24 protein-coding genes are annotated in these 25,795 nt (G+C 56.9%); 7 read left to right on the top strand and 17 right to left on the bottom strand.

The window, feature by feature from the left end; genetic code table 11:
- Window positions 1-201 precede the first annotated feature (201 nt).
- From panB to dksA, 9 genes are all read right to left on the bottom strand, one after another.
- Window positions 202-993, bottom strand: coding sequence for a 3-methyl-2-oxobutanoate hydroxymethyltransferase (gene panB, locus AC5DB9_RS05860; protein ID WP_022959368.1), 792 nt, complete (start codon window positions 991-993; stop codon window positions 202-204).
- Window positions 994-1,011: 18 nt separating this feature from the next.
- Window positions 1,012-1,677 carry a deoxynucleoside kinase gene (locus tag AC5DB9_RS05855; RefSeq protein ID WP_022959369.1) on the bottom strand — a complete coding sequence of 222 codons (666 nt, stop codon included), beginning with the start codon at window positions 1,675-1,677 and terminating at the stop codon, window positions 1,012-1,014.
- A complete protein-coding gene (gene folK / locus AC5DB9_RS05850) occupies window positions 1,667-2,170 on the bottom strand; it encodes a 2-amino-4-hydroxy-6-hydroxymethyldihydropteridine diphosphokinase (RefSeq protein WP_272991548.1) in 504 nt (167 codons plus the stop codon). Before folK ends, AC5DB9_RS05855 begins: the two co-directional genes overlap by 11 nt.
- Window positions 2,167-3,540 (bottom strand): polynucleotide adenylyltransferase PcnB, encoded by a 1,374-nt coding sequence (gene pcnB, locus AC5DB9_RS05845; RefSeq protein WP_037508484.1) that lies wholly within the window; start codon window positions 3,538-3,540, stop codon window positions 2,167-2,169. Before pcnB ends, folK begins: the two co-directional genes overlap by 4 nt.
- 367 nt (window positions 3,541-3,907) lie before the next feature.
- Entirely contained in the window at window positions 3,908-5,332 is a 1,425-nt protein-coding gene (locus AC5DB9_RS05840) for a sigma-54-dependent transcriptional regulator (protein WP_022959372.1), read from the bottom strand.
- 85 nt (window positions 5,333-5,417) lie between these two features.
- On the bottom strand, window positions 5,418-8,375 hold the full coding sequence (locus AC5DB9_RS05835; protein WP_272991547.1) for an ATP-binding protein: 2,958 nt from the start codon (window positions 8,373-8,375) through the stop codon (window positions 5,418-5,420).
- Complete coding sequence (locus AC5DB9_RS05830) at window positions 8,368-8,547, bottom strand: hypothetical protein (RefSeq protein ID WP_022959374.1); 180 nt, start codon at window positions 8,545-8,547, stop codon at window positions 8,368-8,370. The genes AC5DB9_RS05835 and AC5DB9_RS05830 overlap by 8 nt, the downstream gene beginning before the upstream one ends.
- 70 nt (window positions 8,548-8,617) lie before the next feature.
- Window positions 8,618-9,490, bottom strand: coding sequence for a tRNA glutamyl-Q(34) synthetase GluQRS (gene gluQRS / locus AC5DB9_RS05825; RefSeq protein ID WP_272991545.1), 873 nt, complete (start codon window positions 9,488-9,490; stop codon window positions 8,618-8,620).
- A 34-nt stretch (window positions 9,491-9,524) separates the two neighbouring features.
- On the bottom strand, window positions 9,525-9,962 hold the full coding sequence (gene dksA, locus AC5DB9_RS05820; RefSeq protein WP_022959376.1) for an RNA polymerase-binding protein DksA: 438 nt from the start codon (window positions 9,960-9,962) through the stop codon (window positions 9,525-9,527).
- 192 nt (window positions 9,963-10,154) lie between these two features.
- On the opposite strand from dksA, the gene AC5DB9_RS05815 reads away from it, so the two are divergent.
- Entirely contained in the window at window positions 10,155-11,315 is a 1,161-nt protein-coding gene (locus tag AC5DB9_RS05815; RefSeq protein ID WP_272991544.1) for a pyridoxal phosphate-dependent aminotransferase, read from the top strand.
- 17 nt (window positions 11,316-11,332) lie between these two features.
- On the top strand, window positions 11,333-11,944 hold the full coding sequence (locus AC5DB9_RS05810; protein ID WP_051151272.1) for an NUDIX hydrolase: 612 nt from the start codon (window positions 11,333-11,335) through the stop codon (window positions 11,942-11,944).
- Here AC5DB9_RS05810 and AC5DB9_RS05805 read toward each other — a convergent pair.
- The 6 genes from AC5DB9_RS05805 to hemJ all read right to left on the bottom strand — a co-directional run bounded on the left by AC5DB9_RS05805 (window position 11,912) and on the right by hemJ (window position 17,723).
- On the bottom strand, window positions 11,912-12,532 hold the full coding sequence (locus tag AC5DB9_RS05805) for a hypothetical protein (RefSeq protein WP_272991543.1): 621 nt from the start codon (window positions 12,530-12,532) through the stop codon (window positions 11,912-11,914). The two genes, AC5DB9_RS05810 and AC5DB9_RS05805, sit on opposite strands and share 33 nt — an antisense overlap.
- A 105-nt stretch (window positions 12,533-12,637) precedes the next feature.
- Entirely contained in the window at window positions 12,638-13,372 is a 735-nt protein-coding gene (locus AC5DB9_RS05800; RefSeq protein WP_272991542.1) for a TIGR04219 family outer membrane beta-barrel protein, read from the bottom strand.
- Between the two features lie 74 nt (window positions 13,373-13,446).
- Window positions 13,447-14,457: a porphobilinogen synthase gene (gene hemB, locus AC5DB9_RS05795; protein ID WP_272991540.1), complete on the bottom strand. Its 1,011-nt coding sequence runs from the start codon at window positions 14,455-14,457 to the stop codon at window positions 13,447-13,449.
- A gap of 27 nt (window positions 14,458-14,484) precedes the next feature.
- On the bottom strand, window positions 14,485-15,783 hold the full coding sequence (gene hemL, locus AC5DB9_RS05790) for a glutamate-1-semialdehyde 2,1-aminomutase (RefSeq protein ID WP_022959382.1): 1,299 nt from the start codon (window positions 15,781-15,783) through the stop codon (window positions 14,485-14,487).
- 64 nt (window positions 15,784-15,847) lie between these two features.
- A complete protein-coding gene (locus AC5DB9_RS05785) occupies window positions 15,848-17,218 on the bottom strand; it encodes an alanine/glycine:cation symporter family protein (protein ID WP_272991539.1) in 1,371 nt (456 codons plus the stop codon).
- Window positions 17,219-17,300: 82 nt separating this feature from the next.
- Window positions 17,301-17,723: a protoporphyrinogen oxidase HemJ gene (hemJ, locus tag AC5DB9_RS05780; RefSeq protein WP_022959384.1), complete on the bottom strand. Its 423-nt coding sequence runs from the start codon at window positions 17,721-17,723 to the stop codon at window positions 17,301-17,303.
- Between the two features lie 148 nt (window positions 17,724-17,871).
- Between hemJ and AC5DB9_RS05775 the strand changes: the two genes are divergently transcribed.
- From AC5DB9_RS05775 to AC5DB9_RS05760, 4 genes are all read left to right on the top strand, one after another.
- Window positions 17,872-19,272, top strand: coding sequence for a chloride channel protein (locus tag AC5DB9_RS05775; protein WP_272991538.1), 1,401 nt, complete (start codon window positions 17,872-17,874; stop codon window positions 19,270-19,272).
- Window positions 19,273-19,280: 8 nt separating this feature from the next.
- Window positions 19,281-20,321 (top strand): N-acetyl-gamma-glutamyl-phosphate reductase, encoded by a 1,041-nt coding sequence (gene argC, locus AC5DB9_RS05770; RefSeq protein WP_272991537.1) that lies wholly within the window; start codon window positions 19,281-19,283, stop codon window positions 20,319-20,321.
- Between the two features lie 89 nt (window positions 20,322-20,410).
- Window positions 20,411-20,764 (top strand): iron-sulfur cluster insertion protein ErpA, encoded by a 354-nt coding sequence (erpA, locus tag AC5DB9_RS05765; RefSeq protein WP_022959387.1) that lies wholly within the window; start codon window positions 20,411-20,413, stop codon window positions 20,762-20,764.
- Window positions 20,765-20,902: 138 nt separating this feature from the next.
- Window positions 20,903-21,625, top strand: a complete 723-nt coding sequence (locus AC5DB9_RS05760; RefSeq protein WP_272991535.1) for an OmpW/AlkL family protein — start codon at window positions 20,903-20,905, stop codon at window positions 21,623-21,625.
- A 14-nt stretch (window positions 21,626-21,639) separates the two neighbouring features.
- Here AC5DB9_RS05760 and AC5DB9_RS05755 read toward each other — a convergent pair whose 3' ends face one another.
- Both AC5DB9_RS05755 and AC5DB9_RS05750 read right to left on the bottom strand, forming a co-directional pair.
- Complete coding sequence (locus AC5DB9_RS05755; protein ID WP_272991534.1) at window positions 21,640-22,758, bottom strand: anhydro-N-acetylmuramic acid kinase; 1,119 nt, start codon at window positions 22,756-22,758, stop codon at window positions 21,640-21,642.
- Window positions 22,758-24,095 carry a peptidoglycan DD-metalloendopeptidase family protein gene (locus tag AC5DB9_RS05750; protein WP_272991533.1) on the bottom strand — a complete coding sequence of 446 codons (1,338 nt, stop codon included), beginning with the start codon at window positions 24,093-24,095 and terminating at the stop codon, window positions 22,758-22,760. The genes AC5DB9_RS05755 and AC5DB9_RS05750 overlap by 1 nt, the downstream gene beginning before the upstream one ends.
- A 249-nt stretch (window positions 24,096-24,344) precedes the next feature.
- Between AC5DB9_RS05750 and tyrS the strand changes: the two genes are divergently transcribed.
- Entirely contained in the window at window positions 24,345-25,649 is a 1,305-nt protein-coding gene (gene tyrS / locus AC5DB9_RS05745; protein WP_272991532.1) for a tyrosine--tRNA ligase, read from the top strand.
- Window positions 25,650-25,795: the final 146 nt, after the last annotated feature.

Here is a 25,795-nt window from a genome sequence, read left to right as displayed (position 1 = left end):
CGCATTCCGCGGGCTGGCGACCTGTTCCACCGAGCGCGTGTTTTCGCTGATTACACTGGTTATAAACTGACCAGTTTCACGGTGGCGGGCAAGTATGCCCCAATCATTATGGCCGTTCAATGCCTTGGTAACAAAAAATTCATGGATTTGTTACCCCGAATTTTTGTTTCTCAGAGTAACAGTTTCCGACGATTTTGTGCCTTAGTCAAAGCAGTGCTCAGCTGCTGGGAAGCTGCCATCGAGGACGGCGTTGCGGTAGCGGCACAGGGCATCTTCAATGCTGCTGCTGCCATCGGCGAAGTTGCGTACAAAGCGGGCGGTCTTGGCTGTGATGCCAAGCAGGTCGTGGAGTACCAGTACTTGAGCGTCTGTCTGCGGTCCGGCGCCAATGCCGATAACCGGAATACGGAGTGCCTGGGTGATCTCGGCCGCCAGTGTCTGCGGGACGCATTCGAGTACCAGCATAGCGGCGCCTGCGGCTTCCAGTGCCAGGGCGTCATCGAGAATGTGCTTGGCCTGGTCGTCGTTTCGGCCTTGCACGCGGTAGCCGCCGAGCACATTGACCGACTGGGGCGTTAAGCCGAGATGGCCACAGACAGGGATGCCGGCCCGGCTAAGCAGCTCGATGCTGTCGGTAAGCCAGGCGCCGCCTTCCAGTTTCACGAGCTGTGCACCGGCGCGCATCAGCGTGCTGGCGTTGTCCAGGCATTGCTGCTGGCTGTGGTAACTCCCAAACGGCAGATCGCTGATGATCAGTGGCGCGCGGCAACCCCTGGCTACGCTCGCGGTATGATAGACCATGTCGTCAACGCTGACCGGCAGAGTAGAGTCGTGCCCCTGAAGTACCATGCCCAGCGAATCGCCAACCAGAATGGCTTCGATGCCCGCGTTCTCGACCAGTTGCGCAAAACTGGCGTCATAGCAGGTGACAACGGCGAATTTCTCGCCCTGCTGCTTTTTCTGTATCAGGCTTGGGATACTGGTCTTGCTCATGCTTGGCCTCGCGGAGACTCAGAAAAAAGTCGGGTTAAAATAATGGCGTCCGCTGCGAATTTCCAGCAAGTAGTCGAGTAATTGCTGATAGTCGCGGTCATTGTGGGCGAAATCGATCTCTTCAGCGTTAACGATCAGCAGTGGAGACGCCTGGTAGTCGAAAAAGAACTCGCTGTAGGCTTCGTTAACCTGTTCCAGATAGCGAAGGTCGATGTTGCGCTCAAAGGCAATGCCTCGTTGCTGGACTCGCTCCTTCAATACCTTGGCTGGTGCTTGCAGGTATATCACCAGATCCGGGGTCGGAACGTCCACAGCGATCTGCTGATAGACCTTCTGATACAGTTCCAGCTCATTGTTGTCCAGCGTCAGGCGGGCGAACAGCGGGTCCTTCTGGAACAGATAGTCAGCGATGTATCCCTGCCCGAATAGTTCGTTCTGATGCAGTTCGCCAAGCTGCTGGCTGCGTTGGAACAGGAAAAACAGCTGCGCGGCCAGCGCGCCGTGACGACGGTTGTCGTAAAACCGTTCGAGGAAAGGATTTTCTTCAGCGCCCTCCGGTACTGGAGAGTATTCCAGTGATGCCGACAGGCGCTGCATCAGGGTTGTCTTGCCAACCCCGATCGGCCCCTCTATCGCAATATAGCGCGGCGGGTTCGCCGATTTGAATAGCGGCTCATTCAGCATGTCGGTTCTGCTCGCTATCTTCTATTAGCCAAAGATCGTCATCGCCGGGTGGGAGCAGGTGTTCCGCGCTCTGGCACAGCGTTGCGGCCAACGCCGTGTCCAGCTCTGCCAGCGGCAGCAGGACGAAGCGCCGCTCCCCTGCGCGCGGGTGCGGGATATTCAGGCGTTCGTTGTTAATCTCCCGGTCGCCGTAGCTGAGTATGTCCAGGTCCAGAGTTCGCGGTCCCCAGCGTATGTCCCGCTGTCGCCCGTGCTGGGCCTCGATCGCTTGAAGTGCGGTAAGCAGTTCATCGGGGCTCAGTGCTGTGTCGATCGCTGCCACAGCATTGATGTAGGAATCTTGCTGCCCAGGGCCGATGGCCCGGCTGCCATAGAGGCGGGAGTATGCGGTCAGCCGACTCCCCGGCAGGCGCTTCAGGGCATTCAGTGCGCCGTAAATCTGCGCCAGAGGGGCTCCCTGATTACTGCCTAAGGCAATATAACTGCGTATCATGTGTCTTTACGGGGTCTGCGTCGACGGCGGCGTGGACGCGGACGACGCTCGCGATCACTGTCGTCCTGCGCATGCTGCTGCATGCCTTGCCGGGTGTCGGGTTGGGCCTCATAAAACGCCTGCCACCATTGACTTAGCTGGCCTTCCACTTCGCCGGCCTGTTCCCGAAGTAGTAGAAAGTCATAACCGGCTCGGAAATAGCGATTCTCAACCAGCTGGGCTGCACGTTTGCCTGACTGCTTTTCGAAGCGCAGCTGGAGCTCCCAGATGTCGCGCATCGGGAGTGAGAAGCGCTTGGGAATTGCAACGCGTTGCTGTTGTTTGTGAAGGCAGCGCTCTGCCGCCTGATGCAGAGCAGGAATGGGGGGCACGCCGTCATCCAGTAGCTCTTGATGCAATTGTTTCACAACCGGCCACAGCAGGATGGCGTACAGGAAGGCGGGGGTGACGGGTTTGCCTTCCTGAATGCGGGCGTCGGTATTGGCCAGCCCCTGATGAATCAGTTCTGTCGTCGCCGGCGACTGCGTGTCCAGCAGTCGCTGGGTTGCCGGAAACAGTGGCGCAAAGAGCCCATAGCGCTGCATTAATGCATAGGTTTGCAGTGCGCGACCATTCATAAACAGCTTCAGCACTTCATCGAACATCCGCGCCGCCGCAATGTCTTCGAGGAGAGGAGCGAGTTTGGTGAGCGGTGCCTCGGTGTTTGCCTCGATATCGAAGTCCAGCTTGGCGGCAAATCTCACCACGCGCAGCATGCGCACGGGATCTTCTCGATAGCGGGTTTCCGGGTCGCCAATAATGCGAACCAGCCGATTGTTCAGATCGTCCAGCCCGCCGACAAAATCATAGACGGCAAAATCCCGACTCGAGTAGTACAGCGCATTGATACTGAGGTCGCGCCGCAGTGCGTCTTCATCCATGCTGCCGTACACGTTGTCGCGCAGCAGCATGCCGGACTCGTTGCGTGCAGAGTGCTTGGCTTTGGCCTTGCTGTTTGTCTGGGGGGCGTCGTGATTGCCTCGGAAAGTCGTCACTTCGATGACTTCGCGTCCGAAGCGCACGTGAACAATACGGAAACGCCGACCGATAATGCGGCTGTTGCGGAACAGCGCTCGAACTTCCTCGGGGGTGGCGTCGGTCGCAACGTCGAAGTCCTTGGGCTCGCCGCCCAGTAACAGGTCTCTGACTCCGCCGCCGACGAGATAGGCTTCATGGTCGGCCTGGTTGAGGCGGTGAATGACTTTAAGGGCACTGTCGCTGATCAGGCGGCGGGAAACACAGTGCTCATCGCGGGGAATCACCGTGGGTCCGTGAGGAGCCTGATTGGAGCGACCTAACTTGCTGGTGAGTTTTTTCCAGAGTCCTGACACGGTATTGCGCTCGTTGGTCCTGATTTGGCCTGATCGGCAAAGCGGGCATTCTAGCACAAGCTGCTGGGGGTGGAGGAGGTGGGGTTTTTTCAGAGTCCTAAAATGAAGAAGGGGAAAACAATGTCTTCCCCACCCAGGTCTCTTTGCTTCGTCTATTATTGTTATTGTTCGCGTTTTGTTATTTTTATTTTTGGTTTTTATTCTTCTTTGATCGCTATATAAGCATTCTGCGTGCCAACTTTGGTATTTCTTTATTTTTCAGTAGCTTAGCTGTTTTTTGGGGTTCTGTGTGTTGGTGCTTTTATAGGGCTTTGTTACCGTACTAAACGCAAGTTGTTACGTTGGCTGGGTCCCGGTAACGGCTGTGTCAGTTGTTTCCTGAGCGTGCGCTTTTTTTCCGGGGGATGCCCAGTCGCTGACGGCGTTCCCACAGGCACTTGCGGCTGACCCCAAGTTTCTGGGCCAGTTCTGTTTCGCTCATGCTGTCCTGGTGCTCAAGTACAAAGCGCTGGAAATAGTCCTCCAGTGAGAGATCTTCAATCGGGTCGGAGCTGCGCACACGGCTGGCGCGGTTCTCTTTTCGCTCGACGGCGCTGCTGCGGCTTCGCTCCGGTTTGCGGCCGCGAATCTGGCTGATATCGACCAGCTCGAGGTCGATATCCAGCAGCTCATTATCGATCTCCTCACCTTCGCAGAGGATAACGGCGCGCTCGACGGCGTTTTCCAGCTCGCGGATGTTGCCCGGCCACACATAGGTGGTAATCGCTTGGATCGCCTTGGGACTGAACTTAAGCAACGGGCGACCGAGGGCCTCGCAGCGTTGCTTCAGCAGGGTCTCTGCAATCTCAAGAATGTCCTTGCCGCGCTCGCGAAGCGGGGGCAGCTCGAGTTTCATGACGTTGATGCGGTAGTAGAGGTCTTCCCGAAAGCGGCCGTTGTGGGCCATCTCTTTAAGGTCACGGTGGGTGGCGCAGATCAGTCGTACATCCACCTTGCTCGATTCCACCGCGCCGATACGGCGGATTTCGTCTTCTTGAATAAAGCGCAGCAGGCGGGCCTGGGCTTCCAGGGGCAATTCGCCGATTTCGTCCAGAAACAGTGTTCCGCCATCGGCGGCTTCTATCAGGCCAATGCGGTTGGCGTTAGCGCCGGTGAAGGCGCCTTTCTCGTAGCCGAACAACTCGGATTCGATCAGGGTCTCTGGGATCGCTGCGCAGTTCACGCAAACAATCGCTTTACTGGCGCGCTTGCTCTGACTGTGGATGGCGCGGGCGACCAGTTCTTTACCGGTGCCGGTTTCGCCGTGAACCAGCACGGTGGTGTCGGTCGGGGCGACACGGCGAATGTGCTCATAGAGCTTCTGCATAGGTTTGCAGTTGCCGATCATGCCCATGCTGCTGGCGTTATTGCCAGCGCGCTTTGCCGTGCTTGTGGCCGGTCCACTTTCGGTGTCGCTGATAATTCTCGCGACGGTATCAATCATCTCATCGTGGTCGAAAGGTTTCGCGATGTAGTCAATCGCGCCTTTTTTCATCGAGTCAACCGCTGACTTCAGACTGGCGTAGCTGGTCATAATCAGTACAGGGCTCTCCGTTTGGCTGATAAGCTCTGTGCCAGGCGCGCCGGGGAGTCTCAGGTCGCTGATTAGCAGCTGGTAGCTGTCAAGATCGAACTGCTCAACCGCTTCCTGCACGGAGCCCGCTTCATCCACTTCGTAATCGTTGCGCTCCAGCAGGCGCCGCAGCGCCATACGGATAACGTCTTCATCTTCAACGATCAGAATGCGGGGCATTGGGAACTCCCTCAGTTTCAGGCCAGCTATACAGCCGAACAACATAACGCGTCCGGCGCGATAATTCCATACAGCGTGTGGGGACTCAGTGCTGCTGCCCGGTGCCGATCTGGCAGGCGAGCGGCAGGTGGATATGGAAACAGCTGCCGGGGTGTGGGCCTACGTCGACCGGGCTTTCAACGCTGATATCACCACCCAGGTCGTCGATAATACGGTAGACCAGCGCCAATCCCAGGCCGGTTCCCTTGCCGGGTTCCTTGGTGGTAAAAAACGGCTCGAAGATTTGTTCAATCAGGTTTTGGTCAATGCCGCTGCCCTGGTCTATTACCCGAATGTGAGCGCGTTGCTCATCGATTGGCGCACCTTCGATGCGAATGCTGGCGCCCGGTGGGCTGGCGTCGCGGGCGTTGGTCAGTAGGTTGATAAATACCTGCATCAGTCGCTGCTGGTCGCCCGCGACGAATAGCTCGGCGGGACTGTGGTTGAGGAAGATCACTTGGTCGGCTTCGCGGTCTAGCTGCAACAGGGCAATGGCTTCATCAATACACTGTTTTATGCAAACGGCCTCTTTGGCGCGTGTTGGTTCTTCCCGCCCGCTATGTGCGAAGTTGACCAAGCTTTGCACAATGCTGGTAATGCGCTGAGTCTGTTTAACAATCTGCTCGGCACTCTCCAGCAGGAACGGGTCGTCAGTCTCGTAGCGCAGGTTTTGTGCAAGGCTGGCAATGCCGGTAACTGGATTGCCGATTTCGTGGGCTACGCCGGCAGCTAGGCGGCCAATTGAGGCCAAGCGTTCCTGGTGTGCCAGTTCCTTCTCCAGTAGTTGGGTTTCGGTAATGTCTTCCACGACGATAATCAGCTCATCGCGGCCGGGCATCTGGGAGGCGGTTTTGTGCAGGTTGAGCCAATGATGCTGGGCTTCCAATTCAATGCCCGCTTTGCTCCAGTGCTCATCCTCGCTGCGGATAAAGTCATCGAGAAGGCGGCGCCACATCGGGGGGAGGCCGTCTGTACTTGAGCCGATGATGGCGCTGCCGGGAATGCCGGTAATGGCCGTCATGCTTTTATTCCATAGCAGAATTTCCCGGTCGCTGGCCAATGCGCAGACGCCGGTAGGAAGATTCTCCAGGGTCTGGCGGTGATAGCGGCGCAGGCCGTCAAGGTCGGCGGCCAGACCAGTCAGGTGAGTCTGATAGTGCTCCAGTCGGTCTTCGATGTAGTTAATATCTTCGCCCTCGCCCATCAGGCTGGCCGCGTAGGGCAGGCTGCGGTCGATTACCCGGCGTGCAATCGACGGGCCGAGCAGGGCGGACAGGTTGACCTCAATGCGATCGCGGATGCGTCGCAGTGCATAGGGGCGGGTTTCATTGTCATCCAGCTGCAGTTCGGTCAGTGCGCGGTTGAACTCTTTATCGGCGGCCGCGCGGCCCAATATTTCCGCCAAACGGCTGCGCATTTCTCGCGCGCTACTTAAGTTGAGTGCTTGTCGTCCCGGACGGTTCAGGTCGTCCAGTGCACAGGCTTCGGCGGTGCTCCTTTCTTCTTTCGAGGTTTCGGTGAGCAGTGATACGACGATCAGCACCAGCATATTGGCACCGAGGGACAGTGTAGAGATCGCGAGCCAGCGCTCACTTTGAGAGCCTTCCACGCCCGGTAGCGCAAGGATGAATGCCGGGGTATCAATGCCCAGTGCGGGAGCGAGCAGCCCGCATACCCACAGCGCAAAGCCAGCCAGCAATCCGCCGATGAAGCCTTTGCGATTGGCATCGGGCCAGTACATGACGGCCAATAGCCCCGGCAGGAACTGCGCGCAGCCGGCAACCGCAATGACCGCCAGTGCGCTGAGGGTGTGACGCTCGGGGATCAGGATATAAAGCAGGTAGCCCAATAAAATGGTCGCGAAAATCAGGATCTTGCGGGTCCAGAGTAGCCAGCTATAGATGTCGATGTCTTTGCGGCGGGGGCTGTGAAGCGGCAGGATGATATGGTTGAGACTCATGGAGGCAATGGCCAGTGTGGCCACAATGATGGCGCCGCTGGCGGCTGAAATCCCGCCGATAAATACCAGTAATGACAGGGCTGGGTCATTGAAATACTGAAGCAGCGCGAGGGCGGCGTAGTCGCCACTGCCGTCGTTGCCGATCGCCTGGCTGGCCCACAACATTGGTAATACCGGCAGACTGAGCAGCAGCAGGTACAGCGGCAGCCCCCAGCTCGCGGTAAACAGTTTCTTGCGGCTGGGGTTTTCAGCAAACAGCATATGGAACACGTGCGGCATGCACAGTGCGGCGGCAAAGAACAGTACCAGCATCATGCGGGAATAGTCGTCTTTGCTGCTTTGTTGTAGCTGCTGAATGACGCCGCCCTGCGTGTTCAGCCAGTTCTGCATATCATCCCATCCGCCGAAAATGCCCAGTACGGCAGCCGCCCCCAATACCAGAAAAGCAATCAGCTTGATCAGTGACTCAAAGGCCAATGCTGTAACGAGGCCGCGGTGGGTATCTCGCGACGACAGGTTGCGGGAGCCAAACAGAATGGTGAACAGGCTGATAATGAGGCAGAAAAGCAGCGCAGAAACAGGGCGCATGCTGTTCTGCCCGTTTTCAGGGGTAAGCATGGCGATGGCATCTGACACCGTTTGGATCTGCATCGCGAGCAGTGGCCACATCGCAATACTGCAGAAGGCGGTTGTGAGTGAGCCGACCCACTGGCTGCGAAAGCGGAAGCTCAGCAGGTCGGCCAGGGAGTTGAGTTGATAGGTTTTGCAGATGTGGTGCAGCGGCGCAATGATGACTGGCAGCAAGAACAGGGCTGCCGACAGGCCGAGATAGTAATTGAGATAGCCCAGTCCATAGCTTTGGGCAAGACCGGTAACGCCATAGAAGGCGAAAGCGCTGGCGTACACGCCCAGGGAGAGCACATAGACTATGGGGTGTTGCGTCAGGCTGCGTGGCAGCAGGCCGCGCTCTCCGGCGTAAGCGATGGCAAATAGCGCCAGCAGGTAAGCCAGGGCCGCGAGCAGCAGCACATTGACATCAAACATCCCGCTTGCGACTCCGGTGCTGGTTAATGAATACGAATACGATTACCGCCAGCCATAGCAGGTGCAGGCGGTACCAGGCGTTGCCACTTTCGTACAGCCAATGGTTCAGCGTTGGCATAAAGACGAGTAAGAAGCAGAGCAGCAGTAATAGTGGTGGTGATAGCAGGCGCATGATCAGGGCTTTGCGGTAATCGGTGAGGGAATTATCACTGCGGCCTGCCCAAACTGCAAAGGCTGCTGCGTCAGTCGGCGATAATCGCCGCCTTGGGGAGTTGCTCGACTTGCCAGTGCTCTGTACTCCAGCGCAGCAGGGCGTCCAGCGAGGTTTGGTCGGGCGGAGCCGGCTGGCCGAGGTAGCGGAGCGCGAGCCGCAGGTTTTGTTCTGCCTGATCGTTGTCCAGAGCGGGGGCATAGCTGCGCTTGCTGAGCTTGTCGCCCTGAGCGTCAACCAGCAGTGGCAAGTGCAGATAGCGTGGGTGAGGAAAGTCTAGGCAGGATTGCAGTTGCCATTGCCAGGCGGTTGAATCCAGCAGGTCGCTGCCGCGTACGATGTCGGTAATGCCGCTGAAGGCGTCATCGACCACAACAGCGAGTTGATAGGCGAACAAGCCATCCCGGCGCCGCAGGACAACATCACCACCATCGGCTGGGCAGCAGTGCTGGGCTCCCAGGTGGCGGTCGGGTATGTCGTAGCGGCGGCTGTTGGCCCGTAACCGCACGGCGGCATCATTGGGGTTCAGTTCGGCAATACAATCTCCGCGGTGAATGCCGTCATGTTCAGCCAGTTGTGCGCGGGAGCAACTGCAATAAAAGGCATCTCCCTGGTCCAGCAGCTGCTCCAGAGCATCGGCGTACGCAGCGTGCCGATTGCTTTGCCAGAGAATGCCGCCGTCCCAGTGGAGGCCGTGGGCCTGAAGGGCGTCGATGATGAGTTTGTCGGCGCCTTCCTGTTCCCGCGGGGGGTCAAGGTTTTCAATGCGCAGCAACCATTGGCCGCGATGGGCGCGGGCGTCGAGGTAGCTGGCGAGCGCGGTGCACAAAGAGCCCAAATGCAACGGGCCGGTGGGAGAGGGAGCAAAGCGACCAATATAGTCGGTCTTGGGAATGACTGACATGTAACGAAGGCGGGCGGCTTTCGCCGCCCGTGAATCAACCGCGCTCTTGGCGCTCTTTGATTTCGTCCAGTGTTTTGCAGTCGATGCACAAGGTCGCTGTAGGGCGCGCTTCCAGTCGTTTAATGCCGATTTCAACGCCGCAAGTTTCGCAGAAGCCGTAGTCGTCTTCGTCGATCAGGTCGAGCGTGGCGTCAATCTTCTTGATCAGTTTGCGCTCGCGGTCGCGGGTGCGCAGCTCCAGGCTGAACTCTTCTTCCTGTGTGGCGCGGTCCGCCGGGTCAGGAAAGTTGGCAGCCTCGTCCTTCATATGGGTTACGGTGCGGTCAACCTCTTCCATCAACTCGGACTTCCAGTTGTACAGAATCTTGCGGAAGTGGTCTTTTTGCGCCTCATTCATATACTCCTCGCCCTTTTTGGGGACGTAGGGAGTAAAGGTTTTAAGGCTTTCTTGTGCTGTGTCCTTTGCAGGCATGCTTGGCCCTCATTTATTAACAAGCCGTTTACCGCAGACTGCGGATGCGCGCGACACCAACCGCGTGCCGCGAAACCGGCAAAACTACCAGATAAGTAGTGTAGACGCTACAGAAAAACGTGTTTGGACGACTGCCTGTACCGCAGTGGCGCTGGTACACTAGCCAGCTTGCCAGTTTGGAGGATGCATAGAGTGGCACCAGTCATTGCCGAGCGCCTTGCCGATATTGAGCCCTTCAGGGTTGTTGAGGTGCTGACCCGCGCCAAGCAGCTTGAGCAGCAGGGACGAGACATTATTCATATGGCGGCGGGTGAGCCGGACTTCAGCACCGCAGAGCCCATTATTCGCGCGGCTCAGCAGGCGCTTGAGCGCGGTGAAACCCAGTACAGCCCGGCAGCGGGAATTCCCCAGCTGCGGCAGGCGTTATCTGATTACTACCGCAGTGATTACGGTCTGGATATCTCGCCCTCGCAAATCATGATCACCCCTGGTGCCAGCGGCGCACTGCTGTTGCTGGCTGGCCTGCTGATTAACCCCGGTGACGGCATGTTGATGACCGATCCCGGTTACCCCTGTAATCGGCATTTCTTGCGCTTGGTAGAAGGCGAGGGGCAGTTGGTGCCAGTGGGGCCAGAGCAGCGCTATCAGTTGGATGCCGAGCTTGCTGCGGCGCATTGGCAGTCGAATACCAAGGGCGTAATGGTGGCGTCGCCCGCCAACCCCAGCGGCGAAATTCTCAGCCGCGCGCAGTTGCAGGGATTGTTTGACTTATGCCAGCAGCGGCAGGGCCACCTGATTGTCGACGAAATTTACCACGGTCTCAGTTTTGGTGAAGACGCGCCGAGTATTCTGTCGCTGACGGATGAGGCGTTTGTGATCAACAGCTTCTCTAAATATTTCGGTATGACGGGCTGGCGGCTGGGTTGGCTGGTGGCGCCCGAGTGGGCGGTGCCGCATCTGGAGAAATTGGCGCAAAACCTCTTTATTTCCATGTCCACCATGTCTCAGTACGGCGCGTTGGCAGCGTTTACGCCGGAGTGCCGGGCTATTTTGAATGCGCGGCGGGACGAGTTTGCCCGTCGCCGGGATTTCCTCTATCCCGCGCTCTGTGAGCTGGGCTTCTCCATTCCGCACTGCCCGGCCGGGGCGTTCTATTTATATGCGGGGATCGACAGGTTCTCCAACAACAGTCAGCAATTTTGCCTGGAGTTGCTGGAGGAACATGGCATTGCCATCACACCGGGGGCGGATTTCGGGCGCCATCGCGCAGAGCAGCATGTGCGATTTGCCTATACAACCGGTATGGCCCAGTTGGAGAAGGCTGTTGAGCGTCTGCGGGTATTATATGGTTAGGGCACGTGGGAAGTAAGTTGAGCGATACAGCGCCGCGTATAACGCTTGGTGAACTTGTTGATGCGCTGAAGTCCTCGCGGATGAAGCGCCGGTGGTGGCGACGTTGGGTCAAGCGCTCAGCGGTGGCGCTGGTGCTGCGTGAGCGCGATGACCAGCTCGAGGTGCTGATGATCAAGCGAGCCGAGAGGGACGGTGATCCTTGGTCAGGGCATATGGCTTTCCCCGGAGGGCGTATGGATGCCGACGATCTTACCGGCATTCGCACCGCCTACCGCGAGACTCTGGAAGAATTGAACATTGATGTCGAGAAGGCCGGGCACTGTATTGGTCGTCTTTCCGACCTGGTCAGTCGGCCTCATTCCGGAAAGCGCCCAATGGTGGTCTCGCCCTATGTTTTCCATTTGCACACGCCGGTAACGCCCGAGCCAAAGCATGATGAAGTGGCGGAAGCCCTGTGGGTGCCGCTGAGTTTTATTGCTGACCACTCAAACCGAGAGCGTATGGAGTGGCGGCGCGGGCGTTTGGCGTTGGATTTGCCTTGCTATTTCTATGGTGGGCGACGTATTTGGGGCATGTCGCTGGCGATGCTTGATGAGTTATTGGGCCTCGTCCCGCTCAAGCTGCCATAAAAACATTTTGGTGTTGTTCAGCAGTTGTCGTGATTGTGACTGTGGGCGCACCGCTTCCGCCAGCGTTTGATCGTCTGCTTCACCGTTCAGCCAGTCCATGAAGAGCGACAGAATAACGGGCGTTTTTTTGGGGTCGAGGTACTGCCAGCGCGTTGCGCTGAGAATATTGCCGGATACCCGCCCGCCTTTGACCGGTAGCCAATAGACCCCGCAGCTCGACAGTGAGTAGTCTCCCTTTCTTCCATAACTGATATTTGGCTTGAAGGGATTGAAGCCGTCGTCGGGAACCTCATCAATGCGCTGCAAGGCGACAATCCACTGGCTGCCAACGGGGAAGTCGCTGATTTCCGGGCGGCAGAGTTCACCAGTGTCCCCCCACAGTCGGATCTGGGGCTGGTACTCCTTGCCCGCGATCAGTGTGTCGATCTGTAAGTCTGCGCTATTTCCCTGCTGGCTGACCACGCTGACTTGCGCGAGCAGGTCGCTGTCGGCATACACCTCGGCAAAGGGGCCCTGCCAGAGACAGCTACAGGCCGCTGCAGCGGGAAGACTGAGACTGAAAAACGAGAGAAAAGCGAGTAGGCGCATGGTGACATCTAGGCGAAAACGGTGATGTCAATGTACGGTGCGCGGGGTGGGGATTCAAGTTCTTGGGCAGCGCCGAGCCTCTGGCTCGGGCCGCCCGGACATCGATTAAATATCGATGTTAATGCCGAAATAGACGCCGTCAACGGTGATGCCAGCTTCTTCATCGTCGTCTTCCAGTGACACGTCGAAGCTGCGATAACCGGCTTCCAGTGATACAACGGCCACTTCGTAGCCGATGCCGACGGCCAGATCGGTCACGCTGTTATCGCTGACGCTGATGACGTTGCCCACTGCTTGAGCGTACAGGCCGGTCAGCGGCAGGTTAAAGCGCGCGTTGGCGTAGAGCATGGGAACAGGCGCATCCAGCTCGATACTGCCTTCGCGGCCAGTGGTCGCCAGTCGAACTTCGCCGTCAAACATACGCACGGTCAGGCCGAGGTCCAGGTTGACCCAGTTGTCGAGCAGCTCGTAGTAGAAGGTGGCGTCGGTGTGGGTCAGGTCGGTAGTTGAATCGACGGTGTCGGCTACGGTGTAAGTGTCACCTTCGAAGGTGAAGTTGCGTGACAGCTGATTGCTCTCGGAAATCTCGATGTCGGTACGCTGCAGGCGGATATTTGGCAGCACCGGGACCGGGTGCTCGAGCGCAACGTAAATGCTGTTGCCGTTGTCTTCGTCGTAGCCCAGGTCTTTCTTGGTGTCGATGGAGTCGGGGCCGGATTGTACATCGCCGTCCCAGCTTTGCTTCCAGTAGTAGGCGCCTGCTGAAGCGCCGATGATATCAGCCTGGGTGACGCTGGCCGCGCCAGCCAATACGGCCATCGCCAGAAGTTGTTTTTTCATGTTGTTCTCCCCCGTGAAGTCATTTTGTCGTGATTCTGTCTGAACAATAAGTCTTCACTGTGACAGGGTAAAGGTCATCGCTTGAGTAATATTGCCGCTTCTTTCGCAAAATAGGTCAAAATGCCATCGGCGCCCGCACGCTTGAACGACAGCAGAGACTCCAGGATCACCGCTTCGCGGCTCAGCCAGCCATTTTCAAAGGCGGCGCAGTGCATGGCGTATTCGCCGCTGACTTGATACGCATAGGTCGGCACAGCCAGTTCATCTTTTACGCGGCGGACCACGTCGAGATAGGGCATGCCGGGTTTGACCATGATCATGTCGGCGCCCTCGGCGAGATCTAAGGCGCATTCATGTAAGGCTTCGTCGCTGTTACCGGGGTCCATCTGGTAGCTGTATTTGTTACCACTGCCGAGATTGCCTGAAGAACCCACTGCGTCGCGGAACGGGCCGTAATAGCTCGATGCATATTTGGCCGCATAGCTGAGGATGCAGGTATTCACATGGCCGGCCTGTTCCAGCACCTCGCGAATCGCGCCAATACGACCATCCATCATGTCGGACGGGGCGACAACATCGGCGCCCGCATCGGCCTGTGCGAGGGCCTGCTGGCAGAGCACGTCTTTGGTGACGTCGTTCAGTACATAGCCCTTGTCATCGATGATGCCGTCCTGCCCGTGGGTGGTGTAGGGATCGAGAGCCACATCGGTAATAACGCCAATCTCCGGGGCGGCATCTTTAATGGCCTTGATCGCGCGCTGGGCCAGACCGTCTGGGTTGTAGGCTTCTTCTGCCATCAGCGATTTCCCGTTGTCGCCGACAACGGGGAACAGGGCGATGGCGGGGATGCCAAGCTCGGCGAGTTCTTTCGCTTCTTTCGCCAGCAGGTCGATGCTCAGACGCTCGACGCCGGGCATGGAGGCAACCTTTTCCCTGGTGTTCTGTCCTTCATGAACAAACATCGGATAGATCAGGTCATTGACGCTGAGGCTGTTCTCGCGGCTGAGGCGGCGACTGAAGTCGTTGGCGCGCAGGCGCCGCATGCGTGTGCCGGGGAAGGGGCCGCGGTGAAGTGAAATGCTCATGCTTTTGAATCCTGTGCGAATGTCTGATCAGTCGAGGTTGGCGAAAACCTGCTCGGCTACATCCAGGGTCTGCTGGATATCGGCTTCCGTGTGCGCGGCTGACAGGAAGCCGGCTTCGTAAGAGGCCGGGGCAAGATACACGCCGCCATCGAGCATACCGTGGAAGAAGCGATTGAAGCGCTCGGTATTGCAGGCCATTACCTGTTGATAATTGGTGATTTTCGCTTCGTCCGTAAAGAAGATGCCGAACATGGTGCCCACATGATTGCTGCTGAGCGGAATATTGGCGGCGGCAGCCCGCTCGTGCAGACCGTCAATCAGTTGTTGAGTGCGGGCAAAGGGTTGCTCGTAAAAGCCGGGTTGAGAAATTGCGTCGATCATTGCCAGGCCCGCTGCCATCGCCGCCGGGTTTCCCGACAGTGTGCCGGCTTGATAGACCGGACCGCTGGGCGCCAGCTGTTCCATAATATCCCGGCGACCGCCAAAGGCGGCGACCGGCATGCCTCCGCCAATGACTTTGCCCAGACAGGTAATGTCGGCAGTCACGCCATAGTGGCCTTGTGCTCCGGTCAGGCCGAGGCGGAAGCCGGTCATGACCTCGTCAATAATCAGGACACTTTGGTAGTCGTCGCAGCACTGGCGCAGGCATTCGAGGAAGCCTGGGAGCGGCGGGACGCAGTTCATGTTGCCCGCGACGGGCTCAACAATGACACAGGCCACCTCGTTACCGAACTGTTCGAAGGCCGCTTTTACACCGTCAATGTCGTTATAGCTGAGTGTGACGGTATGTTCCGCCAGTGCGGCAGGCACGCCGGGGGAGCTGGGCACGCCGAAAGTCAGAGCACCGGAGCCAGCTTTGATTAGCAGGGAGTCTGAGTGGCCGTGGTAGCAGCCCTCGAACTTGATGATTTTGTCTCGACCTGTCGCGCCCCGGGCGAGGCGAATCGCACTCATCGTGGCTTCGGTACCGGAGTTGACCATGCGTACCATGTCCATACCGGGCACGATATCGCAGAGTTTGTCGGCTAGCCGGGTTTCGATCTCCGTCGGAGCGCCAAAACTCAGCCCTTTCTTAATCTGCTCGGTTACTGCGTTCACCACTGGAGCATAGGCGTGTCCCAGCAGCATAGGGCCCCAGGACAGCACATAGTCGATGTAGCGCTTGCCGTCGACATCGAAAATATAGGCGCCTTCCGCGCGATCAATAAACCGGGGGGTACCGCCGACGGCTTTGAAGGCGCGAACCGGGCTGTTTACCCCGCCTGGAATGTGCTGCTGGGCCGCCTGGAAAAGCGTGTCGTTTAACGAGGTTTGAGTCGTTGACATGAGAACTCCTAAATCTGTCTGTCGCCTATTATCTCGGCATTGGCGCCGACAGGCCATCCCGTTGTCAGCGGTTTTGGCGCAGGCGCTTAAAATAGTCTCTGGCTGCCGCGTTGACCCGTGGCGCGAGCGCAAGCGTAGAGATCATGGTTGGAAAGGCCATGACGGCATATACGCCGATTAAAAAAGCATTGATTACGTTCAGCGACGCCAGGCTGCCAACCACGATAAGGCTGATATAAAAGATCGTGTAGTAGCGCTGCTTGTCACTGCCGAATAGAAAATCTGCACATTTGGCGCCGTAGAACCAGAACGATACCATCGTACTGAAACTCAGTAATGCCACCATTATAAGCAGCAGCCCTTGACCGGTACTTGGGAAGAGCGTCGCCATCGCGGCAGCGGTCATATTGACCCCGGTAATGCCCTCTGCCTGCTGCCATACCCCGGTCAATAGAATCAGCAGTGCCGTGCAGGTGCAGACCAGTAAGGTGTCAATGAGCGGGCCAACCATCGCAACGAGCCCCTCCCGAACAGGTTCATGGGTTTTCGCTTCGCCATGTGCCATCGATTCTGTGCCGATGCCCGCCTCGTTGGAGAAGGCGCCGCGCCTGACGCCGATCATGATCATGCTTCCGAGTGTGCCTCCGGCGATAGCGTTGCCGGAAAACGCATCGGATAAAATCAGTGCGAATATTCCGGGCAGTCGGTCAGCGTGTTCAGCAATGGCGATAACCGTGACCCCCAAGTAGAGAGCGACCATGCTGGGAACAAGACGAACGGTGAGTGCGCCTATGCGGGTTATTTTGCCCGCGACGACGAGTGCAACCAGCACAGCGAGCACGATGCTGCTGGTGAGCCGCAGGAATGTGGACTGTTGATCGCTGAGGGGATTGCCTGCGGTGATAGCTGTTTCCAGCAGGCTGAGTAGCTGGTTGGCTTGAAATAGCGGCAGTGTTCCCAGCATGCCGGCTATCGCAAATATCACTGCCAGCGGTTGCCACTTTCTCCCAAGGCCCTCGCGGATAACGTACATGGGACCGCCCCGCTGCAAGCCATTGTCGTCTTGGCCTCGGAACATCACGGCCAATGATGCAGTGTAGAATTTGGTTGAGACGCCGACAATTGCCGTCACCCACATCCAGAAAATGGCGCCGGGGCCACCGGTGCTGATAGCAATCGCAACGCCGGCGATATTGCCAAGGCCCAGTGTGCCGGATAAGGCGGTCGATAGCGCTTGCGCGTGGTTGATTTGGCCGGGTGCTTGAGGGTCGTCATACCTGCCGCGAAGAATCGCGATGGCATGCGGTAAAAACCGGAAACATTGCAGCCGTGAGTAAAGGGTCAGAAACAGTCCGCCGCCCACCAGCAAGAGCAGCATCGGTGTTCCCCACATTGTGTTGGCAAATTGATTCGCCAGGTTCTCAATGGCCGTCATGGTAAATGCCTTTGACCGCAGAATGGGGAGCGTGATTAACGATAGGGCTTGCCTCTTTGTGGTTTTGGTTGGGTGTAAGAGTTCAGAAAGGTTTGACGACTGCCAGGATAACGACGCCTACCAGAACGAGCACGGGAGCTTCGTTAAACCAGCGATAGAAGACGTGCCCCCGGGTGTTTGCGTCGTTGGCAAATTGCTTGACCATGCGAAGGCATATCACGTGGTACACAATCAGCGCTGCGATAAGGCTCATCTTGGCATGGAACCAACCGGCGGATAGGTAATAGTCGGGATTCAATGTAAACAGCCAGCCGCCGAGCAGAACGGTGGCAATAGCGGAGGGCGTTGCGATACCTCTGGCGAGTTTACGCTCCATGATTTTGAAGCGTTCTCTGCTTGCGGTGTCTTCAGACATCGCGTGATAGACGAACAGTCGAGGAAGATAGAACAGGGCGGCAAACCAGCAAACGACGGCAATGATGTGAAAAGCCTTGAGCCAGAGCATGGGTGAGGTACTTCCGTTAAGCCAGGTGTATTGGGTAGATGCGAGGGTTTAGCATACAATAGTTGGCATCTAACTGGGATGGCCCAGTACATCATGTACGTCGGGCCACCGTCTTCAGACTCCTCGATTCTTCTCGGGCTTTGCCGTTATGAAATACCGCCACACTGGATCAATGCGCCGCCGCTTGCGCCTGTGGTGGCTGTTGAATCGCCGACATACCCGCCGCCAATTGGGGACCCTGGAGGATTGGAAAACCCGAGCGGTATTTTGGTTGGGTGCGCTGACGGTCGGTCTGGTTATTCAGGGTTTTGCCTGGCTGTCGGAAGAGAGTTTCAGTCTATTTGAGCACGCACATCAGCAATATCCCTATGCCTTTTTGGTGATTACCCCGCTCGGCATGATGGCCATTGTCTGGTTGATGAATCGCATGGGCAAGGCATCTAGGGGCAGCGGTATTCCGCAGGTGCTGTTGGTCCACAAGCAGAGTTATCACTGGTTGCGCGGTCCATTTTTGTCGTTGCCGGTAGCCACATTGAAGGTGCTGCTTACTTGCGCAGCGCTGCTTGTTGGCGCGACGGTGGGGCGGGAGGGGCCGAGTGTTCATGTCGGAGCGGCGTTGATGTACCGCTTTGGGTGCTGGGCGCGACTCAAGCAAAAGCAAATTGAAAGCAGCTTGATTGTTGCGGGAGGGGCGGCGGGGGTGTCGGCAGCTTTTAATGCGCCGTTGGCCGGGATCGTCTTTGCCATTGAAGAGCTGCAACAGTCCATGGAGGCGCGGACCACAGGCACGCTGATTATGGCAATTATCCTGTCGGGGATCGTGGTGCTGATGTTTGCTGGCCACTACAGCTACTTTGGCGTACCCGATATTACGGCGCTGCCGCTTCAGGATTATCCGTTTATTATCGTGGCCAGTCTGATCTGCGGTTTGTTGGGTGGCTTGTTCAGTTTCTTCCTAGTGGAGGGCAGTCGGGCTGTCGGGCCGCTGGTGCTGAAGCAGCCTCTGGTCGTCGCCATGGTGATTGGCTTGTTGCTGGCGGTGATGGGGCTGCTCTCAGATGGCGCGACCATGGGCAGCGGTTATGTCGAGGCAAAAGCCCTGCTGGCGATGGAGGCAGAAGGCAGTTGGTGGACCGCATTCGGTCGCGTTATTGCCACCATGATCACGTATTTCAGTGGTATTCCCGGTGGTATTTTTTCGCCAAGCCTGGCGGCAGGCGCCGAGTTTGGGGCGTCGATGAGTTCGCTGTTTCCCTCTGTGCCGCCGGTATCTCTAATTCTGGTGGGGATGGCCAGTTATTTTGCCGGTGTGGTACAGCGGCCTATCACCGCATTTGTTATCGTGCTGGAGTTAACCGGGAACAATCACGATATACTACCGGTACTGATGGTGAGTGCGTTGGCGGCGACAGTGGTTTCCAAATTGGTGATGCCCGAGCCGGTCTATCATGTGCTGGCGAAAGACCTGGTGCGAAGCTGGGAACATCTGTTGAAAGAGAAGCGCAATGACAGCGAGGACGCTGACTCATTGCCCACAAACAAGTCATAGGAGGTCGCGTGGTAAAGGTAGGAATTGTAGGCGGAACAGGCTACACAGGCGCTGAGTTGCTTCGCTTGATCGCAGGGCACCCCGATGCGGAAGTGGCGATGATCACCTCCCGTGCCGAGGATGGTGTCGCGGTCGATGAACTGTTTCCCAGCCTGCGTGGTGTGTGCGACCTGCGTTTTTCCGTGCCTGATGTGACGGCTCTCTCCAGTTGTGATGTGGTGTTCTTCGCCACGCCCCACAATGTTGCTATGAAGCTGGTGCCCGAGTTGCTGGCGGCCGGCACGCGGGTGATAGACCTGTCTGCCGATTTTCGAATTCGCGACGCGGCGCTGTGGTCCAAGTGGTACAACGAAGAGCATCTTTGCCCGGAATTGCTGGACGAAGCCGTTTACGGACTGCCAGAAACCAATGCCGAGGCGATCAAATCGGCGCGCCTTATCGCCTGCCCTGGCTGCTATCCGACAGCGGTAGAGCTGGGTTTTCTTCCGCTGCTGGAGCAGAAGCTGGTGGACAGTCAGCGGCTGATCGCGAGTGCTGCGTCCGGTGTGAGTGGGGCGGGCCGTCAGGCCAAGGTCGATAACCTCTTCGCTGAAATGGATGGCAGCTTTAAAGCCTACGGTGTTTCCGGTCATCGCCATTTACCCGAGATTGAGCAGGAGCTGTCGATTGCGGCGAATGAGGCGGTAAACCTGACATTTACTCCCCACCTGCTGCCGCAGGTCCGCGGCATCCACGCGACGCTGTTCTCCGAACAGCTCGACCCGAATGTCGGTCTGGATGAATTGCAATTCCTGTTTGAAAAACGCTACGCCGACGCGCCTTTTGTCGATGTCATGCCGCTGGGAAGCCTGCCACAAACGCGCACGGTGCGCGGCGGTAACACCTGTCGTATTGCACTGCACCGCCCGCAGAACCGCAACACAGTCGTGGTGCTGTCGGTGATTGATAATCTGGTGAAAGGCGCTTCCGGTCAGGCTATTCAGTGCATGAATTTGATGTTCGGTCTGCCAGAGACAGCGGGGCTGGGCAGTATTTCGCTCCTGCCCTGAGGTGAGGGCTGCCTGACAATTCTTGACTGTTTTACTAGGATAAGAGGATAATTGTCGGGCACGCATCGTGCGAAGGTAAGAGGTGAAACATGTCAGCAGTTGAAGAATTTACGCCGTCGGTACTGCAGTTAACCGACAGGGCCGTGGCCAAAGTCCGGCACCTGATGGAAGACGAAGCCAATGACGAGCTGAAGCTTCGCGTGTTTGTCACCGGTGGTGGCTGCTCCGGCTTTCAGTATGGCTTCACCTTTGACGAGTTGGCTGATGAAGACGATACGCTGGTAGAAAAAGACGGTGTCGTTGTGCTGGTTGACCCGCTCAGCTATCAGTATATTGAGGGCGCCCAGCTTGACTATACCGAGGGGCTGGAAGGTTCGCGCTTTGTTGTCAGCAATCCCAATGCGACAACCACCTGTGGCTGCGGTTCGTCTTTCGCTGTGTAAACGTCAAAAAATTGCGCTGGATCAGTATTTTCTCTATTGGTTCGGCGCGTGCTGCGATTTCCTGACTTAAATCAATCTCCCTGCACTTCCCGTCCGCTGTAATGGTTTCCACACAATTTCATGCGTGGAGACGTCAAAATGAAAAAACTCAGTGTAGCGATGTCACTAGCGGCAGCCGTTGCTGCCCCCTCGGTATTCGCAGATAGCTTGGGTTATAAGCCTGGACAATGGGTGGTGCGTGCTGGTGCGACACAGGTCGAGCCGCGCGAAGACAGTGATGATATTAAGCTGAATGGCAGTGTGCTGATGCTGGGGGGCGGTTTGTTGACGCCAGGGCAAAGTTCGTCCGTTGGTATTAATAGCGATACTCAGCTCGGCTTAACGGTTGAGTATATGCTCACTGAAAACTGGGGTGTGGAGCTGTTGGCTGCTAAGCCCTTCGAGCATACCGCATCGGGCAAAGGTTACATCCAAGGCTTGGATGTTGCCGACTTCAAACACCTTCCTCCCACGCTGAGCGCGGTCTATCACTTCTCGCCATTGGGCGCTCTTCAGCCATATGTTGGCGCGGGGATTAACTACACCTTCATTTACGATGAAGAGTTGACCCCCGAGGCGGAAGCGACATTTGCCAGCCTTGGGCTGAATAACGGCAAAATGAAACTGGATGACTCGATTGGTGTTGCCCTTCAGGCGGGGGTGGACTACCACGTTGATGAACACTGGTTAGTCAATGCATCCGTACGTTGGATCGATATCGATACCGAAGCCAAAATTCAGTTCTCTAGTGGCGATAAGCTGACTACGGATATTGAGGTAGATCCCATGGTGTACACCCTGAGCGTAGGCTATAAATTCTAAGCTATGCAAAGTGCTTAGGCGGGGTAGATTGCCCCCAATAGACGGGCGCCCCTGGCGCCCGTTACGCATGGGACATTTCCGTGAATGCCATTCATCGTTGCGTGGGCGAGCCATGCGAAGGCAGCGGCCTCAACCCAATTGGGATGTATATCCAGCGTTGAGGTGTCTTCAACTCGGCTTCCCGGCATAAGTTCGGCGATTCGCTGTCTCAATGCCGTATTGTGGGCGCCGCCACCGCATAGATACAGTTCAGGCTCGGATAAATGCTCTTTACTGATAGCATCAACGAGAGTTACTGCTGTCAGTTCAAGCAGTGTGGCTTGAACATCTTCTTGGGGTATTTCCTCCAGCGCTGATAATTGCGCTTGGATCATTGCAAGGTTGTAGTCTTCTCTGCCCGTGCTTTTCGGTCCTGCTAGTTGGTAATAGGGGGTGTCGAGAAGGCCTTTCAGCAAGGCGTTGTTAACACGTCCTGTTGAGGCCCATTCGCCATCGCGATCGTAGTGCCGGTTTTTACAGTGTTGTATCCAGCTGTCCAGCAGAATATTTCCCGGACCAGTGTCAAAGCCGCTGACGTCACCGCTTTTACGCAGTACGCTGATATTAGCCATGCCGCCAATGTTGGCGATCACCCGGTCGCGCGATGCGTCGCCAAACGCCGCCTTGTGGAAAGCCGGGACCAGGGGGGCGCCTTGGCCGCCGGCCGAGATATCGCGCCGCCTGAAATCGGCAACGACATTGATGCCGGTTATTTCCGCGAGGGTATTCGGGTCGCCAATCTGAAGTGTGAAGGCGTCGTCGAACGCTTGCTTTGCGTTGCCTGGCCGGTGGCGAATCGTCTGGCCATGGCTGCCAATGGCGGCAATCGCAGAGGTCTCGATAGACTGCTCGTTAAGGAACTGGATAACCGCTTTGGCAAGTGTCTGGCCGAGTTGGCGGTCAGCTCGCCCCATCCTTTCTATTTCGTCGTTGCCGGGCTGGCACAGCGCTAACAGATCGCTGCGCAATGCTGGAGGAAAGGGGTAATCCTGTGCTGCCAGCAGTGTAATCTCGGGAGTGGTTTCTATCAGTGCGACATCAATAGCGTCGAGGCTGGTGCCACACATCAGGCCAATATACTGAGAGGAGGGCACTAGCCTTCGCTGCCGTAGTTACGTTGTGCTGCGTAGGTGCGCAGTTGTAATTGCAGGCCGCTGATCTGGCTCAAGAAGTCTGGCATCGCTGCCTGGCTCACTTTGGTGGGCGGCGGGAGCTTGTCGACAATCGTTGCCGGGTTCCTGTGAACGCCGTTCATCAGAAACTCGTAATGCAAGTGTGGTCCCGTTGCGTAGCCGGTTGAGCCGACCCAGCCAATCGTTTCCCGCTGTCGAACACGCTCGCCTTTGGACACCGCGCGTTTGTGCAGGTGGAGGTACTTGGTTACGTAAGCTTCGCCATGCTTGATAAACACGTAGTTGCCGTTGGCCTTTGAATAGCCGGCTTCCTGTACGCGGCCGTCACCGGCGGCATAGACCGGTGTCCCGCGGGAGGCTGCGTAATCAATGCCTCGATGTGGGCGGACAGTTTTGAAAACCGGGTGCAGGCGTTTGGGGTCAAAGCGTGAGCTGATGCGGGTGAAATCCAGTGGTGCTCTCAGGAACGCCTTGCGCATGCTTTCTCCACGTTCGGAGAAGTAATCCACATCGCCCTCTTTATTGATGTAGCGATAGGCCTCAAACGAATCGCCCTGGTTAAAGTACTGTGCCGCAAGTATCTGGCCGCTGCCGAGGTGCTCGCCATTAAGGTAGAGCTCTTCGTAGATCACGATAAAATAATCGTTCTTGCGCACATCGTAGACGAAGTCCAGTACCCCGCCGAAGATGTTGGCCAGCTCCATAATGATGCTCTGGTTGACCCCGGCATCTTGCGCCGCTTTGTACAGTGAGCTGGTGATGGTAGCGCTGGCGACGCGCTGGCGCACTTCCGGAGTCTCGCTGACTTCGGTAGTCGTAAAGCCCGTCACGCCGCGTTCATAAACCAAGCTGTTCAGCTTGTCGATCTGCAAGCTCATGGCGCTGAGCTTGCCGTTGTCGTCAACCTGGAAGCCTAGCTTTTGGCCGGGGCGTATGGTGTTAAGCGCCTTTGTTTTTTTCGCGGTGCTGATCAGCTCATGCAGGTCCTGAGGTGTCAGCTTGGCCCGGCTGAAAATGCTGGATAGTGAATCGCCGGGGCGAACTTCCATTTCCAGCCATTCCTGTTCAGGCTCTGTGAACGCGTAGGTCTCTTCTGCGGGGGACTCGATAGGCGCGCGCGGTGTCAGGTCCAGATTGAGCGGGATGGCAGTGCGCTTGGCTTCGGCATTTTCCCCGGGAAGCATTAGCAATGAAACGCCCAGCGCAATCAGTGTTGAAGCGGCAATAGCGAGATGTCGACGCGGAAAGCGGACGCTGTCCTTCGGCTCGGCATGACGTTTTAGACTGCGGTTGAACATCTTGAATCCGGTTAATGTGACGCTGGCGAAATTTTGTGCATTATAACAAAGGCGCAAAGTGGCAAAAGTCGTATTTGCCGAAACTTCATGTAGATTCTAGCTTTTAGCGCCCGGTCTGTCAGCCGCGTCGCGTTTCCTTTTGATGGGGCTTGTTGTATCTTGCTCAGCCCTTGGCGGTCCCTGCCATGCGCGCCGAGCTGAATGTCCGTCGGCGATCTAAAGACAACTGTATATATAGAAGGTTCTGAAATGACGAGGCTCAATACCGGGTTACTGGCCGAACTGGAGGCGCGCGGACTCGTTGCGCAAATGACAGGCGAAAACGGCCTGTCAGACTACCTCTCCGAGGCGCCGCGTACTCTGTATTGTGGATTCGATCCCACCGCAGACAGTTTGCACATCGGTCATTTGGTGCCGTTGCTGGCCCTCAAGCGTTTTCAGGAGGCGGGCCACAAGCCGATTGCCTTGGTGGGCGGCGCGACAGGATTGATTGGTGATCCCAGCTTCAAAGCGCAGGAGCGTCAGTTGAATACGCCTGATGTGGTTGCAGGCTGGGTGGAGCGTCTCAAGTCGCAAATCTCCCGTTTCGTCGATTTTGAATCGGGTGATAACGCCGCCGAGATGGCCAATAATCTGGATTGGTTTGGCCCGATGACTGCGCTGGAGTTTCTGCGCGACGTGGGTAAGCACTTCTCCGTGAATAGTATGATCGCCAAGGAGTCGGTGAAGCAGCGGATTGATCGCGAAGGCTCAGGGATTTCATTTACAGAGTTCAGCTACTCCCTGCTTCAGGCGCTGGATTTCGCGGAGTTGAATAAACGTCACGGCTGTACCCTGCAACTGGGTGGTTCTGACCAGTGGGGCAATATTACGGCGGGTATCGATTTGGCCCGCCGTATGAACGGATCGGCAGTGCACGGTCTCACCATGCCATTGGTGACCAAGGCGGATGGCACGAAGTTCGGCAAAACGGAATCAGGAACCATTTGGCTGGATGCGGCCAAAACCTCTCCTTATGCCTTTTATCAGTTCTGGTTGAGCACGGCAGACGCCGATGTTTACAAATTCCTGCGTTACTTCACCTTCCTTGGTCTCGATCGTATTGCTGAGATAGAAGCGGAAGATGAGGCGGCGCAGGGGCGGCCGCAGGCGCAGCAGGTGCTGGCTGAAGAAATGACAGCGTTGATTCATGGTGACGACGGTTTGGCGGCTGCGAAGCGAATTACGGATGCGCTGTTCTCGGGGGAGTTGAGTGAGCTGTCCGTCGATGATTTGGAACAATTGCGTTTGGATGGCCTGCCATCGGCCGAGTTGGCGCGAGAAGAGTTGGCGGAGAAGCCGGTTACCCAGTTGCTTGCAGATGTGGGAATGGGTGCGGGCAAGCAGGTTAAAGATGCGTTGGGCCGAAACGCCGTATGGGTAAATGCACAGGCGGTGGGAATTGATCAGAATATGAGTGCGCCGGAGGTGTTCTCTAAAGCGTTTGCGATGGCTGGTAAGTACTATGTTGTCCGGCTGGGTAAGAAGAGGTATCAGCTTCTGGTGATTGTCTGAGCAGATTGCGCGGTGTTTGATCAGTTTTTGTATGTTTTTCAGGCGTTTAAAGAAAAATTCAAAAAACTGTAAAAACACTGTTGACTCTCTATGTTGGGTCTCTATAATGCGCCTCCTCTCTTGCAGAGACAGGCCTTCAGCCACCG

This window comes from Spongiibacter sp., from assembly GCF_984394615.1.
This window is presented reverse-complemented; position numbering and strand designations above follow the sequence as displayed.